Origin of the sequence: Legionella norrlandica, assembly GCF_000770585.1 — a bacterium.
Classification (GTDB): Bacteria; Pseudomonadota; Gammaproteobacteria; order Legionellales; family Legionellaceae; genus Legionella; species Legionella norrlandica.
On record NZ_JNCF01000011.1, the window covers coordinates 59,973 to 75,980 of the forward strand.

The following is a 16,008-nucleotide window of genomic DNA, read 5'->3' on the forward strand; positions in this document are numbered from 1 at the left end:
TTAAATTGCTCCCATCAAATAGACGACTGAAAAAACAAAAATCCAAACAATATCCAGAAAATGCCAAAACAAACCTAGGCAAGTAAATTTTGTCTTAGTCACAGGTGTAATACCATGTACATTAATTTGAACTATAATGGCTAACATCCAGATAAGTCCTACGATGACATGTAATCCATGCGTGGCAACCAAAGTAAAAAATGATGATAAAAACGCACTTTTACTCCATGTATGCCCATCTAAGTATAAATGTCGAAACTCATAACCTTCCATTGCAATAAAACAAAGGCCCAATACAAGAGTTACCCACATCCATCGGGTCACCTTGTCTGAAGTGCTACTTTCACGTGCGAGCATTGCAAGACCATAGGTAAAACTGCTGGTTAAAAGTATTAAGGTTTCAGTTAAGACAAAGGGCAGACTAAAAAGTTCTTTGGCATGTGCCCCGCCGAAAGTATGAGTGTGAAGAACTGCATACACTGCAAATAAAGAGGCAAATAAAATGCAATCTGTCATAATATATATCCAAAACCCGAATACATTTTTAGAGCCATCAAAATGATTAAAATCGGCATGGATTTCTTGCTCTGCAGTTTGTCTGCGAGGTCTAGAATGCTTATCGATACTGGACCCCGGGAATATGTCGCGAGCCGTGATCGGAATTGCGGCCGAGGCTTGAATATCCTTTATTAACGTATTATTCATCATTACCTTCCTACAATAGATCGTTGATATTTCATTTCATTCGCTTCCACTTCATTTGCAGTGATATGATAATCTGTGGCGTAATTAAAGGATCTCATCATCAGAGTTATGACAATACTGCCAAGGCCTAATATTACGAGCCACCAAATATGCCATACCATGGCAAAACTAAAAATGAACGCAAAGACACCAATAATAAATCCCACAGATGTGTTCTTAGGCATGTGGATATCTTGGTAGGATGAAATCTTTTTCTTAGTCTTACCTAAGCCATTTACTTCCTTCTGTTTTTGTTCCCAAAAATCATCAATATCATTAACAACAGGGATGTGTGCGAAGTTATAAGCAGCTGGAGGAGAAGCTGTATCCCATTCCAAAGTACGGCCATCCCATGGATCTCCAGAAATATCACGATATTTTTCTCTGTTTTTAATACTTACTATAATCTGTAATACCTGAAAGATAACGCCCAATGCAATGATCCCTGCACCAATGGCCGCTACAATTAGATAAGGTTGAAAACCTGTAGCAGCATCATAATGATACAAACGACGAGTCATTCCCATACCACCCAGAATGTAGAGGGGAGTAAATGCCACAAAAAAGCCAACTAGCCAACACCAAAAAGCGCATTTACCAAGTGATTCATTTAGGGTGAATCCAAACATTTTTGGGAACCAGTAAGCCAAGCCAGCAAAATAACCAAACACAACACCACCAATGATTGTGTTATGAAAATGACCGACTAAAAAAGCGCTATTGTGAGCTTGAAAATCAATGCCTGGAACAGCAAGCATTACACCAGTCATTCCACCAATCGTAAAGGTTACAAAGAATCCCATTAGCCAATACATTGGGGTAGTAAATCTAATCCGTCCTCGGTACATTGTGAACAGCCAATTAAAGACTTTCACACCGGTAGGGACGGAGATAATCATTGTAAGGATTCCAAAAACTGCATTTACATTTGCACCTGCACCCATTGTAAAGAAGTGATGAGCCCAAACAATGAAGGCCAAAAAAGTGATCACTGCGGTAGCCCAAACCATCGTTTTATAACCAAATAATGCTTTTCTAGAAAACGTTGCAACAATCTCCGAATAAACACCAAAAGCGGGTAAAACTAAGACATAGACTTCTGGGTGTCCCCAAATCCATACTAAATTGACATACAGCATTTGATCCCCACCCGCATCGGTGGTAAAGAAATGCATATCAAGGTACCTGTCTAAACCAAGCAATGCCAATGCAACGGTCAGTACAGGGAAAATAAGCATAACCAGAATTGAAGAACAAAAAGCGGTCCATGTAAAAACCGGCATTTTCATTAAGGACATTCCAGGACAACGCATCTTAAGGATTGTCACGAAAAAATTTATTCCTGACATGAGACTACCAATGCCTGAAATTTGGATAGCCCAAATGTAATAATCCATTCCAACTGTTGGACTATAGGCAAGCTCCGAAAAAGGAGGATAGGCTAACCAACCTGCATGAGCGAAATCACCGATCAATAAGGACACATTAACCAATAAAGCACCAACAGCAAAAAGCCAAAAACTAAGTGAGTTTAGAAAGGGAAATGCAACATCACGAGCCCCAATTTGTAATGGTATTACGAAGTTAAATAACGAAAACATGAGAGGCATTGCAACGAAAAATATCATTATAGTCCCATGAGCAGTAAATATTTGATCAAAATGCTCGGGAATAAGATAACCATAGGAATCACCAGAAGCCATGGCTTGCTGAGCTCTCATCATAACCGCATCTATAAATCCTCGAACAAGCATGACTAGGGCAACAAAAAGATACATTTTCGCAATGCGTTTATGGTCTACAGTGATCACCCATTCATGCCAAAGATAACTCCATTTTTTGAAATATGTGATCCCTCCTAACACAGTAACACCGACAATAATGATGAACATCAGCATTGTAAATATAATAATTTGCTGACTTATGGGTTCATAAAGATAAGGAAAAACCTCTTGGAGATTACTTAGTTTTCCTAATAATGTTTGTAGCATGACGATTTCCTTTTTGTATTAACTTAGGTACATAAACTTATGGGTAATTTGCTCTATGCTTTTTTATGATCCTTGTTTGGCATCATGTAGTGCATAATAATGCTGTCAAATAATCCAGCATCAACACTACCAAAATGCCTCACGGGATCATTAATTGACTTTGGTACTAGTTGATCCCAAAATACCGATGAGGTCAGTTGGTCATGGGATTGTTTGATTGAGTTAACCCACCTAGTAAAATCCTCATGAGAAGTAACTTCCGTGTTAAAGCTCATTTCTGCAAAACCGATACCAGTGTAGTTTGTTGCAAGCCCTCGATAATTTCCTGGGGTGTCTGCAATAAGATGCAACTGTGTAGTCATTCCTGTCATTGCATAGATTTGTCCTCCAAGCTGTGGAATTACGAAGGAATTCATAGGTGATGCAGCTGTTATTTTAAAATTGACAGGGGTATCAGTAGGAATTTTAAGATAATTAAGGGTGGCTATTTGATACTCAGGGTAAATAAACAACCATTTCCAATCCAGCGAGACAACCTCAACTGAGACTGGTTTTGTTTGTGAATCAATTGGTTTATAGGGATCTAAGCTATGGGTAGTTTTCCAGGTCACTGTACCCAAAATTAAGATGATAATGCATGGAATTGTCCACCAAACTATTTCTAAAATTGTGCTATGGTTCCATTCGGGTGTGTATTTCCTATTACTTCCCTCGCGATACCGCCATCCAAACCAGCATGCCATAAAAATAACAGGAATCACCACAATGAGCATCAGTTTGATTGAAAATATTATTAGCTTTAATTCAGTTGCTGCAATTTGCCCCCTAGGCGCTATTGCTCCGGAGTCACAACCGTTTAAAAGAAGTAAAACCATTATAAGCAGAACAACACCTAAATGCCTCATTATCCATTGACCTGGAAATCCAGACACTACTTTACAAATTGGTTGTATCATACCTTTTAGCTCCCCTGTTTTTGTCGGTATAAAGCCTAATAACGCAATCTATACTCATTTTTTTCAGACATTTTAGTTATTTTTTTTTATATGACATTGATCTACATCATGGAAAGGCAAATAGGCCTCTGCAGAGATTGGTGTTTTGCGTAAATCCTGTTATTTTCGGTTTCATCGGATGCGCCGAACAGCAGCCATGAAAAAAAACTGTTCTACATTGAGTGTTAATAGTGTGATATCAAATCGAATTGATATTATTTTGTCACATTCTGAAACGACCGTCATTCATATCCGCAATAAGTTTTAATTTTTCCAGTTGTAGAAATTGAATTTTCTTTTGATCGATCGCAATAATTTTGTTTTCTTTAAATTGAGAGAGAAGGCGGCTAATGGTTTCTGCTGTGAGCCTTAAATAATTACCGATATCTTGACGAGACATAGGCAGTAGGAACGTCGCTTGCATTTCTGATGGATTTAATCGGTAGGATAAATCAATAAGAAAGGCAGCAAGTCGTTGTTCTGCTGTGATTGAAAACAAATAAGATCCTATACTTAGTTGCTGACTCATTAAATATAAGATATGTTTTTGCAGCGGAGGGCTTAAATGCAGTAATTCCAGGAAATTATCGTAAGGAATTTCACAAATTACACTATCAGATAATGCCACTGCTGAAAAAAGATAATGCCGTGTGTAAATTGCCTCAAGTCCAAGTACTTCGCCAGAAAAATAAAATCCTCGAATTAATTCATTTCCATCTGCATCTACTTGATATGTTTTTAAATTTCCACGCTGAATCGCATATATGTTTCGAAAGATATTCTGAGGAAGATATAGTACTTCATTTTTTTTTAGATGATAGTGCTGTTTTACTGCACGATTAATTTGATTCACCCATCGCGGGTTTTTTTCTTCTGTGATGCAAAAAGGAGAAAATGTGCAATGTTCACATGTTGGATGATTATTATCGAAGTTTATCATATCTCAACTATCATACAGATAAGCAATATCTAAATTCTCTATACGGTACGATTTTTCAGGAACCTCATCTTTGCAAGCGTAGTGAATCGCCTCGTCGCTACGCTCCCCGCAATGACAATCTTAAAAAATGTACCGTACAAAGATCTAAATTACATATTATAAATCGCAAATGCATTTTATAATACACATTTTTTCCATGATGTAGATCAAGGCAATAAATTTCATTGGCTCATAGAATCCGAATAAAGCAATATTTAGGATATTGAGAGCTATCATGAATCCAATAACACAAGTTAAAACCTATCTAGCTGAATTACAAAAATCAATCTGTAATGAATTTCTTGCTATAGATGATAAGGCTAATTTTATATCAGATCATTGGGAGAATCCAAATCTAGGACATGGAACAAGTTGTGTGATATCTGATGGTGATGTATTTGAAAAGGGCGGGGTAAATTTTTCGCATGTCAGGGGAAAGAATTTACCTGCTTCAGCCACAGAAAAACGGCCTGAACTTAGTGGTTATCAATTTGAAGCTCTTGGTGTTTCGATTGTTATCCATCCAATCAATCCATATGTGCCCACGTCTCATGCTAATTTTCGATTTTTTATAGCTACTAAGGAAAATGCGGAACCTATTTGGTGGTTTGGGGGTGGTTTTGATTTAACGCCTTATTATGGATTCGTGGATGATTGTGTTTATTGGCACGCTATGGCGAAAGAAGCTTGTGATAATTTTGGTGACGATGTGTATCCGCGTTATAAAAAATGGTGTGATGATTATTTTCACATAAAACATAGAAACGAACCTCGAGGTATTGGAGGAATATTTTTTGATGACCTTAATGTGTGGGAATTTGCAACGTGTTTTAATTTTTTAAAGGCCGTTGGAAATCAATATACCAAAGCTTATTGTCCCATCGTTCTTCGTCGAAAAAACATGCTTTATACAGAAAGACAGAAAAATTTTCAGCTGTATCGAAGAGGTCGTTATGCTGAATTTAATTTAATTTATGATCGAGGAACAGCTTTCGGCCTGCAAACAGGAGGAAGGGTTGAATCGATTCTGATGTCATTACCGCCTCAAGCCGCTTGGGTTTACGATTGGCATCCACATCCTGGAAGTGAAGAAGAGAATTTATATACAGATTTTTTGATTAATAAAAACTGGCTTGATTGCAAAATTTAAATAAAGAATATCGAAATATTCTGTGGTCTAGTATGTCGATCTATAGGATTAAAAACTGTCTTTAACTTTTATTCGAAAGCTTGAATTAACAAACAAGGATATTAACAAATGAGAAAGCTAACTGGTCTTTTACTAATGAGCATTTATTCTTTAAACTTATCTTCGGCATTTGCTGATTCACATTGGCTTACTAGGTTACGAGGAATTGATGTTATTCCTGAAGCATCCAGCAGCAGTATTTCTTTAATTGGTGGTAGCGTGACTGATATTAGTAGCCAATTTGCTCCCGAACTTGATTTTAGTTATTTTTTTACAAGACAAGTCGCACTCGAGTTAATATTGGCAACAACACGCCACTCCGTTCAAGCGACAGATACAGTATTAGGAACTGTAGATCTTGGAAAGGTTAATGTTCTTCCCCCAACTCTGACCCTTCAATATCATTTTTTACCCGAACAATCATTTAATCCTTATGTAGGGGCCGGGATTAATTACACCCATTTTTATCATGTCAAAAATGGACCACTATCTTTGTCAACTCACTATGGTGATAGTGTAGGGCCCGCATTGCAAATAGGAGCAGATTTAGCTTTAAATAACAATTGGTTACTGAATGTGGACATTAAACAGGTCTTTATGTGGTCAAATGTTGATGTCAATACAGCATTAGGACAGCTTAAAACTCGTGCCACTATTAACCCTGTTATAGTTGGTGTAGGTTTGGGGTACAGGTTCAGTTAGATAGAGCATTATAGGATGTACCACCAGGACAGTCCTTACATAATATATAACCGTTCAGGATGCATATTGTGATTCTTGGTGGAATGCCAAAGTTGTGTCCAGCAGCACAAGCTGGTTCAACCATCATTTGAGTTCTTCTGCAATTAATTTCATTGCGATTATTCAAATAAAGGCAGTTGCATGCCTTCATCAATCTGCGCTTGCTTCAATTTGATTCCTATACCTAACAATCTGACAGGCATACACTTTCTCAAAAAACCTTCATGTATAAGTTGACATAAAATATTTAAATCGAGATGATCATGCACACATTCCACCGTCGTTTGCTGAAAATCATTGAATTTTAATTTAACAAATAGATTATGTATCCCAGGAATTTTTCCAGCACGTTGAATTCGGGCTTTAAGACGCTGCATTAATTCAGGTAAAGCAGCAATACATGCCCCCACATCCGGTAAATCTTGCAAATAAGTTTCTTCAACACTAATGGATTTTCGTATACGTTCAGGATTAACTGGACGCTCATCAACCCCTCGCGCTAAATCATAAAGTCGCTGACCAATGGCACCAAATTCATTGAATAAAAAATCCATTGAATAAAGTTGCAAATCACCGCATGTTTTAATATTCAATGCGTTTAGTTTTTCTTCCATTTTAGGGCCGACACCAAACAATTTGCGTACAGGTAAGTTAATCATAAACAAATTTACTTCTTCTGGCCTAATTACCTTTTGTCCATTGGGTTTATACCAATCACTGGCAATTTTTGCCAAGCTCTTGTTCGGTGCAATTCCAGCACTCGCAGTGAGTTGTCTTGTCTGATAAATTCGCTCTCGTAACTCTTGTGCCATCCACGTAGCACTCCCTTTGCAATTAGTAGACTCTGTCACATCAAGATAGGCCTCATCTAAAGATAATGGTTCGATAATATCAGTATATTCTTCAAATAAGGTTCTAATGTACTGACTTTCTTTTCGATATACCTCCATGCGTACAGGGCGTAAAATGAGGTGAGGGCATAATTTCAATGCGTGGGCTGTGGGCATGGCTGAACGTACACCAAATGCTCTTGCTGCATAATTACACGTTGCAATAACTCCTCTTCGATTAGCCTCCCCCCCTACCCCGATTGGTTTATTCGCAAGCTCAGGAAAATCACGCATTTCGATTGCGGCATAAAAACAATCCATATCAATATGTATGATTTTTCTTATCGGATTCATTTCAACTTCTTTCTATTAGTCCACTCATCATATAACCCTTTAGTACAAAGAATGAATCATCGGATTAGCTCCTAATCCTACACGAAGTTTGACAGACTATAAACAGACTTATCCACAGAAAATGTGGATAACCATAAATGAAATTATGGGTATTAAAAATGATATAAATCAGACACAATAAGGGTTCTTATAGTTTACTGATGAATAGGTCTTTAAGGCAGTTTCTGATGAAGTTGTTATACTTCCTAATAATGTTCCTTTGAGGTTCGTGCGTATGATTAAAAATTTAAAGAAACATGTGCTTGTTGATACTTAGAGTGCATAGTAATGAAATTTAATATATATATTAAAATCTTGACCGCGTTCTTTGCAATTTTCTTAATTTTTGTTTTGGCATTTTTTAACTATTTAAAGTCAGTTGAGACAGAGATAGTTATTAATGCAGGGAAAACGACATCACAAGGATTGTTAATTAGTTTAGAAAATGAATTAATTAACAACCCGAAATCAAACTGGGATGCCATAATAAAGGAAAAGACAGATAATGTTGTTCATATTATAGCAATCGACAGTTTAAAACTTACCCCAACTCAGAATGACCAATTAAATAATGGTAAGATAATTTACTTATCAGGTACAACCTATCAATTTCTCAACTTAGTCATTGTACAACATACTGCGTATAAAAGGATTGGTAATACCTCATTCGCATTAGCTTATTATTTTTCTGATCCAGACCAAGTTATTTTTCATTATATGAACCCTGTTTTAAAACAAATCACTGAGCATTTATTGTTAAAGTCAAAAAATACGTGGAATAAAGAACTATTACAGCTAGAAAAAATATATGGCTTCCCAATTCATGTTTATGAAACTAAGAGTAAATCCTTACCAAGTAATTTAATTAATTCGTTATCAACAAAACGTCTAGTATTTGAAACAAATGAAAACACGTCACAAATTGGTATTCTCTATTATGGTTTTAGTGGTGGAATACTCAAAGTTGGCCCGCTTAGCTATCCACCAATTACGGCAAGAATCAGTGATGTAATGTATTATTTTACAGTGGCTTTCTTTTTCTTATCCCTTTGTCTTATTACCTTTCTCTCATTGCTTTTTGTGAGGAATATGAAGAAGGTATATCAAATCACCAAAAATTTCAGTCAAGGGAACTTTGACTTTTATCGAAAAATAGGCACCACCTCTGTTCTGTATGGGCTTTATATCAATATCACCCACATGGGTAAGCGATTAAAAGAACTGATTGAATCACATAAACAAATGTGCCGATTTGTCGCGCATGAAATTAGAACTCCTTTGTCAACCATACAAATGGCAACAGATAGCATCAAAAGAAAAAATACAGAAGATGTATTACTCAATAAACAGGTGAACAGCATACAAGAAGACATTGCAGGCATAAATCGCATCGTCAGCACTTTTTTGATTTACTCAAAAATGCATTCAAGCGAATTAAAATTAAAAAAGTCCGAAACCGATATAATAGTATGGTTAAAGAAGTTATTAGAGCCTTATTCTTCCTCAATATTTGAAATGACATTTCATGCTAATGAGTTAAATTCTTTGAGGGCATACATCGATGAAAATATTTTAAAACATGCTGTTACTAATTTGATTACAAATGCCATGAAATTTGCAGTGCGTCATATTTCTTTAACCATTTCTCTGGATGATAGTCATATTTTAATTCACATAGACGATGATGGCCCAGGCTTGCCGGATGATGGTGTGGATGACATTTTTTCTGAATATACGATTGCCGAAGATGCCGAAATTGGAGATAAGCATATTGGGTTAGGATTAGCTATTGTTAAGAAAGTTGTTAACCTCCATGGAGGAAACGTCATGGCTACACAATCACCGATATTAAAAGGCGCTAGATTCACAATGATACTTCCACGACATTCTTATGAATGAAACCATAAAATTACGTTTTCCTTTCTGGACACCCTCTTATTGCTTCCATAATAGTTTGGAGTCGTCCGAAGGACTATATTTTTCTCTAACTTTAGCATCTTTTGAAGTAGCCACCTCTTGTTTCATCTCAACCAGTGCGTCCATAACCGCCGCTAGTTTGAGTTTTGCATCATCAAAACGTTTAGGGATAAATTCATCTTCATCGCCAATCACTTCTCCAGTTCCAAGGCCTCTTTCAAGAGCGCTGGTAACCTGACGCAACTCTGATTCAAACTCCAATAATAGTTCATTATTGCCCTTTGCAGATTGCAAGACCCCATGCAATTTTTCCACGGCATCTTCTGGAATATAAAGAGTACCTTCACTACATTTGCTATATTCACGCTTCTCAATAGGTAATGAAAGTAATTCATCGGCCTTATGTCGACTCATTTGAAATGTTTTTTTAACGGATTGCTTTAGCTCTAATGGAGTTGGTGGTAAATTGCCATATTTCAAAGAGGCTAGAAGTTTATCACTAGCCGTCACCCTTCCATCTTTACTATGTTCTTGCGCTGTTTCGATAGGGGTCTGCCCTTTCTTATTTTGTACTTCAAGACTAGCACCACACTCTAATAGCTTTTTAATGAGATGTAGCGGCTCTTTTCTATAATTATAAAAATTCTGTACCGCATAGTGTAAGGCCGTCATGCCTTTTTTATCAGCACTATTAATATCAGCACCATGTTTTAATAATAAATCAATGACACTATCATTACTTGGGCCACCAACAAGGACTTTTCCACAACTTACCATTGCTAGCTGTAACAAGGCCTTATTAGCTAGGATTGACTCTAGCAAGTCTTCATGGCCTTTAAATACAGACGGTTCTTTTAAACCTAAGAGAAGTTCTAGTACGTCTCTATCTGTCAATTGTTCTATGGGGTTTGCTTGATGTAAAATATCGCGGACACGTGTTAAATAATTTTCTTGCTCTTGTCCTAAAATTTGCTCTTCCTGTTCAACAAACTTTGAAATATTCTCTTCTTGAAGTTGCAATTTTGAAAAAGCCTTCATTTTTTTTAAATCTTGAATTGTTAAAATATCTCGATTTAAAGCTATTTTCGCTATTAGTTCCTCATGGCCTTTCCCTAACATAGCACGTGCATAGTATATAGTGTTAATTTTCAATTCTTTAGCCGTTTTTGTTGAAGCAAATAAAGATTTTCGAACGGCAACTTGATATTGACCATGATAAAAAATAACACTGTTTCCAGCCTTCCAAACATTACCTGCCATTGATGTGATAGGGGCTTCTGGTGTTAGTGATCGGAAACCAGTCTGGGCATTTTGGCTATCCCATGGTCCAGTCCCACCAAATGTGATTTCCGGATGCTTCACTGATACTCTTTCTAAAAATGTTTTTTCCTGTTGGTTCGCTGCAGCATCAAGCTGACTGTCTGTATTACAGCCTTCTAAAGTCACAAAAACTTCGTCCTGATGTTTGGGTAATGCTTGTTTAAAGCTCGATAATAGCTTATCAAAATTGTCACCATATAAATGCTCACTTGGGCCATGACAATTACCTAAACCATAATAGCCACCATTTCCATGCCCTATAATAAATAATTTCGGTTTTTTTTCGAATAGTGTTGTATTGTCTGATCCCTTTGGTAAGTCTGCTTTGAGTGCATCCAAGCTATTATAGATTTGGGGGGATTTATCACACTGATCGAAAAAATAATACCTCAAATCGGAATCTTCTAAATAAACGCCAATTGGGACAAATTGAGTAAACCGTTGTCTTAGGTGAGGGTTTACCACCACACCTCTTTGCTCTTCAGGCACTGGATGTTCTGGATCTGGTTTATATATTAAGATTTCTATTGCTGCATCTTTCATAGCTCAACTCCACAATATTACTTCATGATAATAGATTGATTTTATCAAGAACACTCCGCTTAAATGTATATAAATTGTACGAATTATAAACTTGGTGAAGCTCTCATAACAGGACTTATGAAAAGTCCCAGATCGAGGCACAAGAATTTTTTAGCAAAGAGATTGAGCTTTTTTGCAAGTCTTACATAAAATTGGCTACTGTTGGTCTGTGTTTATTTCCAAGCCTCAGATACAAATACATACCCTTTTTTATGGATTGTTTTTATACGATAAGGTTTTTTACTATTATCATTCAATACTTTTCTTAAACGTGATATTTTTAAATCGATACCTCTATCAACCCCATCATATTCGTATCCAGAAAGAGCATACATAATGCTGTCTCTACTAAGTACTCTATCATGATTCTTAACCAATAAAGAAAGAACTTCAAAGTCACTGCTACTTATTGAAATTTCTTCATCAAAGAGATAAACACTCTTAGTACTAAAATTGATAGAAAAATTGCCAAATTGAAATTGATTTTGATTATTAACTAAATTAGGTCGGCGTAACAAAGCTTCTATTCTTGCTTTTAAAACTTCGTCTGCAACAAGTTTAGTTAGGTAGTCATCTGCTCCTAAGTTTAAAGAGGATACTTCACTTTCTATATCATTAACAGCTGTTAACATAAGTATTTTCCCTAAATACTCCTCTCTAATGGTATGGCATATTTGATCTCCATTCATGCCAGGAAGCATTATATCTAATATTACCAGACAAGGTTGCTCACGAATAATGCAATAGACCGCTCTATCACCACGTTTTTCAATAGAAACATCATAACCTGCTTCCACCAGGCTTTCTTTGAGGTAATTTGCTAACTTAACGTTATCTTCTACAAGCAATATTGATTTATCTTTCATTCGTTCTGCAATCCTTTTAAACTATCCAAACCATTTCGGTCTAAATGATGCTTCAATTAAGTATTACACCGATATAAGGATGTAAACCAACACACGGCTCTTATGCGCATTTTGTATACAATTAGTCTGTTTAAACTCGATATAATTATAGCTAATCGCTGAATACATGGAGAGAAATGAGCGGTGTTTTAAGTTAAAAAACGACCAACCCAATTATTGTACATTTTACATACAATTGATTTTTCTTAACCCAGTATAATAACAGATAAGTAAATCTTTATTCGAATTAAATCATTATGAGCTTGCACTGGAGTATTCTCATGAAAAAAACCAAAGAAAAACATCCGTCTGTTCCTGAATCTATGACAGCAGATGAACCCAAAACTTCTTCTACAGCATTAGCTTTACAACTATTTAAAAAGGAAGCAGAAAAAAAAGAGGCTGCTGAAGAATCAGCAAAAGTACGCTGTCGGGTTTGTTTTAAAGAAATCGCACCTAAGCGCCTTTGTTCTGGGCATGGAGGAGGTGTTGGTGGCAGCGAAGATGATAGTGCTATCTATAGTAAGATCTCTGAGGAAAAAATTAGTCCTGAGGAAGATACCTCTCTGACTAAACCACGAAAAGTAATTGAGACTGCTGATCAATTGATAGGCGAGTTTGATTTCGGGTCTTTAGATGAAAAAAATTTTAATACAGAAGTAATTGCGGAGTTGATCAACAAAGGACTATTGCAGATTAATAATGAACGCGAATCAATGGCTCTTACAATTAAATTGCTTTGTGAGCCTAATGTATTAACCGAAGAACAAAGAGAAAACTTAAAAAAGTTCTTGGAAACAATTATAAAAGAATTTAATAAGTTTAAGGAAGAAAATCATCTTTCCGCTGATTGTATGCAAATAAATCAAGATGAGGAAGGAAATATACTTTCTCTTCATATTAACATGCCCAAATTAGCCCTATACGATGCATTTATCCAACGGTTAGCAAACAATTTAGTGCCCACAGCACAAGAAAAGGATGAAGCCAGGAAAGATCAAAATTTTGTTTCAAACCCACCTTCAATAGAACCTAAACCTTCTCCTTCTGCTAAAGAAGATCAAATTGAAAAGGATGAAGAGCAAGAAATATTTAACCCATCTCCTTTCAAAATGACACCTTGATAAAAACCATAATTCAAAAGTAAGCCTGTTTGCAAAGCAGGCTATGTCAGCTTACACAAATTGGTTAAATTTTTTTGTCCGACACAGAGGATGAGGTTATTCGTAAATACTTGAACTATCAGTTCAAAGAAGACACCAATGACACCTTAATCATTAGCAATGAAAAGCACTTTGACTTAATGCCATTAATGCCCTGCAATATTATGCAGACCATTACGAGCAATGGAATACTAATGAATGCCAAGAATTTTGGTGTACAATAGTCGGACTATTACAAACTTTATTGCCGCTTTATGTGCGGCAACATTATTGTGTCCTAAAGAGGCATTTGACCCTACTCCGACATTTGATAAAAAAGAATTCCAACGGTCCTTACAATTGTATAATTGGCTTACTAATAAAGGTGAGTTGTTTGATTCCTCTTCGTCGTCATTAGGTCTTGATTTTGGAGTCTTGCGCTGGGGCGTAGAGAGATCTCATGGTTGGCGGTTCTTGCTAACCAGAGCCAGTCTTGCCGATTCAATCGCTTTGTCGGCGTTACATGAACGAAGAGTTGCGGATCTGGATTCATTAATCGGCAATTTTAAGTGCCCTTTAATCCAGATGGAGCCCCCTGCAGTGGTTTTGATCTGAACAAACAGCGCCCTGAAATATCATTTTTCAATCAAATCGAACTGATTTTGACTATAATACTCATATGACTTGTCAAAAGGTATATAGATGTCAACAATTAGAAGTACTCAGATTGATTTTGGGAAGCAGGTGTCTGTCGGAGGCAAAACGGGTAGTACGCGAGTAGAAATGAATGGTGAAAACTATCAATATAAGCCTCCAATCTCAAAAAACTCTTTGAAAAGAAAATTAAAATCTGATTTCGCTGATAATGAAAATTTTGGTGAAGTTTTAGCGGCACGTATTGCTAGGAAATTTGATAAAGAACGAGACCGCCCACGAGTTCCTCAAGTGGATTTTGTAACTGATTCGAAGAGTCCAAATTTGGCTATCGCTTCTAAATATCTAAAGGGTGATAAAATTAGTTCTCTTGATGATTATTTTCAAGAAAATCGACCTAAAGGAAAGCATGTTAAGCTGGTTTCAGGTCAAGATAATAATCCCGAAAAATTACAATTTGGCATAGACCGGAACCCTGACTTCAAAAATGAATTAGCTCAAGCGATTGCTCTATCCGCTTTAGTTGGTGATCATGATGTTAATCCTGGCAATATGATGGTGATGCAAGATGGGCGTGGGGTGAGAATTGGCCGTATTGACTATGGTCATGCCTTCAAAGATTTAATGCGTTTTCCAATCGCTGGTGGCCGGAAATTCCATGATAATAATATTATTGATTTCTTTAATCGTCCAACGGTAGATGGTGGCCAAGCCAAGTTATGGCGTGATTACCCTGGCTTAATCCCATCAAAAGAAATGGCGCAAGCACTAAAAGATTTGTCTAATTCAGAGGGGGGGCTGCTAAGATTGAAGATGCAATTAGAGAAGTTAAAGAAGAGGTCAATGAGATTCTTAGAGCTAACAATCATTTGGATAGACAACAAATAATTCGTTCTTTTCATCGAATAGCCGAACATGTATCAAATAACAAGATTGATAAGGATAATATAGACGATATTTTTAAGGCATTAGAGAACTATGCAACTCAAAACATAACCCAAATGGCTTATGCAGCTCAGGTGATGGAATTACAAGTTAACATTCAAGAAGCGGTACGAAACAACGATCAAAAACAGCTAAATAGACTTAAAGGCGAATATAATAACTTAGTCAACGAAAATCCCGGCAAACCTTTTCCATGGATTAAAGAATCAGCTAAAGTACCTCCATTCGAAGGAAATTTCGAGCAATATGTTGAACATCAACAGAATTTAAGCAAAATTAACAAGATCATTGCTAAAGTTGATGAATTTTTAGGAACCAATCCACCAGAACATGAAGTGAAAATTGCCAGAGATTTAAAAGCAGTATTGATTAACCCTAAAATATCAGCTGAGAATAAAATTGCAACGCTTGATAAGAAGTTGCAGAAACTTCCTGATGACCCGCAACCAAAAACCAATCTTTTTAACAAATTAATCAGCCTTATTCATAATGCATTGGCGCTCTCTACTACAAAAGTACAAATTGAGAGAACTATTGACAATTCAAATCCCCCCCCTTCTGCAAACCTCAAAAGAGAAAGTTCTTTTAAGGCTTTTAAGAATACGTTTAAAGAGGTATTAAAATCAATTAAAGAGAAGGGACAAGACGTAGAAGTGGAAGCAAAGAACGAAGAGAATAGCC

General features: G+C 36.4%; 14 protein-coding genes. 7 read left to right on the plus strand and 7 right to left on the minus strand.

Annotated features, from left to right (window positions below; genetic code table 11):
* The 4 genes from cyoC to OK13_RS04580 all read right to left on the minus strand — a co-directional run bounded on the left by cyoC (position 1) and on the right by OK13_RS04580 (position 4,670).
* Complete coding sequence (gene cyoC, locus OK13_RS04565) at positions 1-708, minus strand: cytochrome o ubiquinol oxidase subunit III (protein WP_241480410.1); 708 nt, start codon at positions 706-708, stop codon at positions 1-3.
* Positions 708-2,735 (minus strand): cytochrome o ubiquinol oxidase subunit I, encoded by a 2,028-nt coding sequence (gene cyoB, locus OK13_RS04570; RefSeq protein WP_035888123.1) that lies wholly within the window; start codon positions 2,733-2,735, stop codon positions 708-710. Before cyoB ends, cyoC begins: the two co-directional genes overlap by 1 nt.
* A 53-nt stretch (positions 2,736-2,788) precedes the next feature.
* Complete coding sequence (gene cyoA, locus OK13_RS04575) at positions 2,789-3,691, minus strand: ubiquinol oxidase subunit II (protein WP_206538887.1); 903 nt, start codon at positions 3,689-3,691, stop codon at positions 2,789-2,791.
* Between the two features lie 262 nt (positions 3,692-3,953).
* Positions 3,954-4,670 carry a Crp/Fnr family transcriptional regulator gene (locus tag OK13_RS04580; RefSeq protein ID WP_035888126.1) on the minus strand — a complete coding sequence of 239 codons (717 nt, stop codon included), beginning with the start codon at positions 4,668-4,670 and terminating at the stop codon, positions 3,954-3,956.
* 274 nt (positions 4,671-4,944) lie between these two features.
* Here OK13_RS04580 and hemF point away from each other — a divergent pair, with 274 nt between their 5' ends.
* Both hemF and OK13_RS04590 read left to right on the plus strand, forming a co-directional pair.
* A complete protein-coding gene (hemF, locus tag OK13_RS04585; RefSeq protein ID WP_152571573.1) occupies positions 4,945-5,859 on the plus strand; it encodes an oxygen-dependent coproporphyrinogen oxidase in 915 nt (304 codons plus the stop codon).
* 108 nt (positions 5,860-5,967) lie between these two features.
* A complete protein-coding gene (locus OK13_RS04590; protein ID WP_035888128.1) occupies positions 5,968-6,600 on the plus strand; it encodes an OmpW/AlkL family protein in 633 nt (210 codons plus the stop codon).
* 158 nt (positions 6,601-6,758) lie between these two features.
* On the opposite strand, the gene dinB is transcribed toward OK13_RS04590, so the two are convergent.
* The gene (gene dinB, locus OK13_RS04595; RefSeq protein ID WP_035888131.1) at positions 6,759-7,823 is read right to left on the minus strand and encodes a DNA polymerase IV; all 1,065 of its coding nucleotides are present in this window, start codon (positions 7,821-7,823) and stop codon (positions 6,759-6,761) included.
* A 327-nt stretch (positions 7,824-8,150) separates the two neighbouring features.
* Here dinB and OK13_RS04600 point away from each other — a divergent pair, with 327 nt between their 5' ends.
* Positions 8,151-9,761: a sensor histidine kinase gene (locus OK13_RS04600; RefSeq protein WP_035888133.1), complete on the plus strand. Its 1,611-nt coding sequence runs from the start codon at positions 8,151-8,153 to the stop codon at positions 9,759-9,761.
* A gap of 36 nt (positions 9,762-9,797) precedes the next feature.
* Here the strand turns inward: OK13_RS04600 and OK13_RS04605 are convergent, their stop codons facing one another.
* Together OK13_RS04605 and OK13_RS04610 are read right to left on the minus strand one after the other, a co-directional pair.
* A complete protein-coding gene (locus tag OK13_RS04605) occupies positions 9,798-11,642 on the minus strand; it encodes an ankyrin repeat domain-containing protein (protein WP_052117566.1) in 1,845 nt (614 codons plus the stop codon).
* A gap of 212 nt (positions 11,643-11,854) precedes the next feature.
* Complete coding sequence (locus OK13_RS04610) at positions 11,855-12,547, minus strand: response regulator (protein WP_035888135.1); 693 nt, start codon at positions 12,545-12,547, stop codon at positions 11,855-11,857.
* Positions 12,548-12,867: 320 nt separating this feature from the next.
* Here OK13_RS04610 and OK13_RS04615 point away from each other — a divergent pair, with 320 nt between their 5' ends.
* The 4 genes from OK13_RS04615 to OK13_RS04630 all read left to right on the plus strand — a co-directional run.
* Positions 12,868-13,710, plus strand: a complete 843-nt coding sequence (locus tag OK13_RS04615; protein ID WP_035888139.1) for a hypothetical protein — start codon at positions 12,868-12,870, stop codon at positions 13,708-13,710.
* 237 nt (positions 13,711-13,947) lie between these two features.
* Positions 13,948-14,343: a hypothetical protein gene (locus tag OK13_RS04620; RefSeq protein WP_035888141.1), complete on the plus strand. Its 396-nt coding sequence runs from the start codon at positions 13,948-13,950 to the stop codon at positions 14,341-14,343.
* 87 nt (positions 14,344-14,430) lie between these two features.
* Complete coding sequence (locus tag OK13_RS04625) at positions 14,431-15,270, plus strand: hypothetical protein (RefSeq protein WP_035888144.1); 840 nt, start codon at positions 14,431-14,433, stop codon at positions 15,268-15,270.
* Positions 15,252-16,008, plus strand: a 757-nt coding sequence (locus OK13_RS04630; protein ID WP_035888145.1) for a hypothetical protein, incomplete at its 3' end; no start/stop codon positions are given. The genes OK13_RS04625 and OK13_RS04630, both read left to right, overlap by 19 nt.

Excerpts from the sequence above, each read along its gene's own strand:
- cyoC (WP_241480410.1), bottom strand. The coding sequence starts at position 708 with ATGATGAATAATACGTTAATAAAGGATATTCAAGCCTCGGCCGCAATT.
- cyoB (WP_035888123.1), bottom strand. The coding sequence starts at position 2,735 with ATGCTACAAACATTATTAGGAAAACTAAGTAATCTCCAAGAGGTTTTT.
- cyoA (WP_206538887.1), bottom strand. The coding sequence starts at position 3,691 with ATGATACAACCAATTTGTAAAGTAGTGTCTGGATTTCCAGGTCAATGG.
- OK13_RS04580 (WP_035888126.1), bottom strand. The coding sequence starts at position 4,670 with ATGATAAACTTCGATAATAATCATCCAACATGTGAACATTGCACATTT.
- hemF (WP_152571573.1), top strand. The coding sequence starts at position 4,945 with ATGAATCCAATAACACAAGTTAAAACCTATCTAGCTGAATTACAAAAA.
- OK13_RS04590 (WP_035888128.1), top strand. The coding sequence starts at position 5,968 with ATGAGAAAGCTAACTGGTCTTTTACTAATGAGCATTTATTCTTTAAAC.
- dinB (WP_035888131.1), bottom strand. The coding sequence starts at position 7,823 with ATGAATCCGATAAGAAAAATCATACATATTGATATGGATTGTTTTTAT.
- OK13_RS04600 (WP_035888133.1), top strand. The coding sequence starts at position 8,151 with ATGAAATTTAATATATATATTAAAATCTTGACCGCGTTCTTTGCAATT.
- OK13_RS04605 (WP_052117566.1), bottom strand. The coding sequence starts at position 11,642 with ATGAAAGATGCAGCAATAGAAATCTTAATATATAAACCAGATCCAGAA.
- OK13_RS04610 (WP_035888135.1), bottom strand. The coding sequence starts at position 12,547 with ATGAAAGATAAATCAATATTGCTTGTAGAAGATAACGTTAAGTTAGCA.
- OK13_RS04615 (WP_035888139.1), top strand. The coding sequence starts at position 12,868 with ATGAAAAAAACCAAAGAAAAACATCCGTCTGTTCCTGAATCTATGACA.
- OK13_RS04620 (WP_035888141.1), top strand. The coding sequence starts at position 13,948 with ATGCCAAGAATTTTGGTGTACAATAGTCGGACTATTACAAACTTTATT.
- OK13_RS04625 (WP_035888144.1), top strand. The coding sequence starts at position 14,431 with ATGTCAACAATTAGAAGTACTCAGATTGATTTTGGGAAGCAGGTGTCT.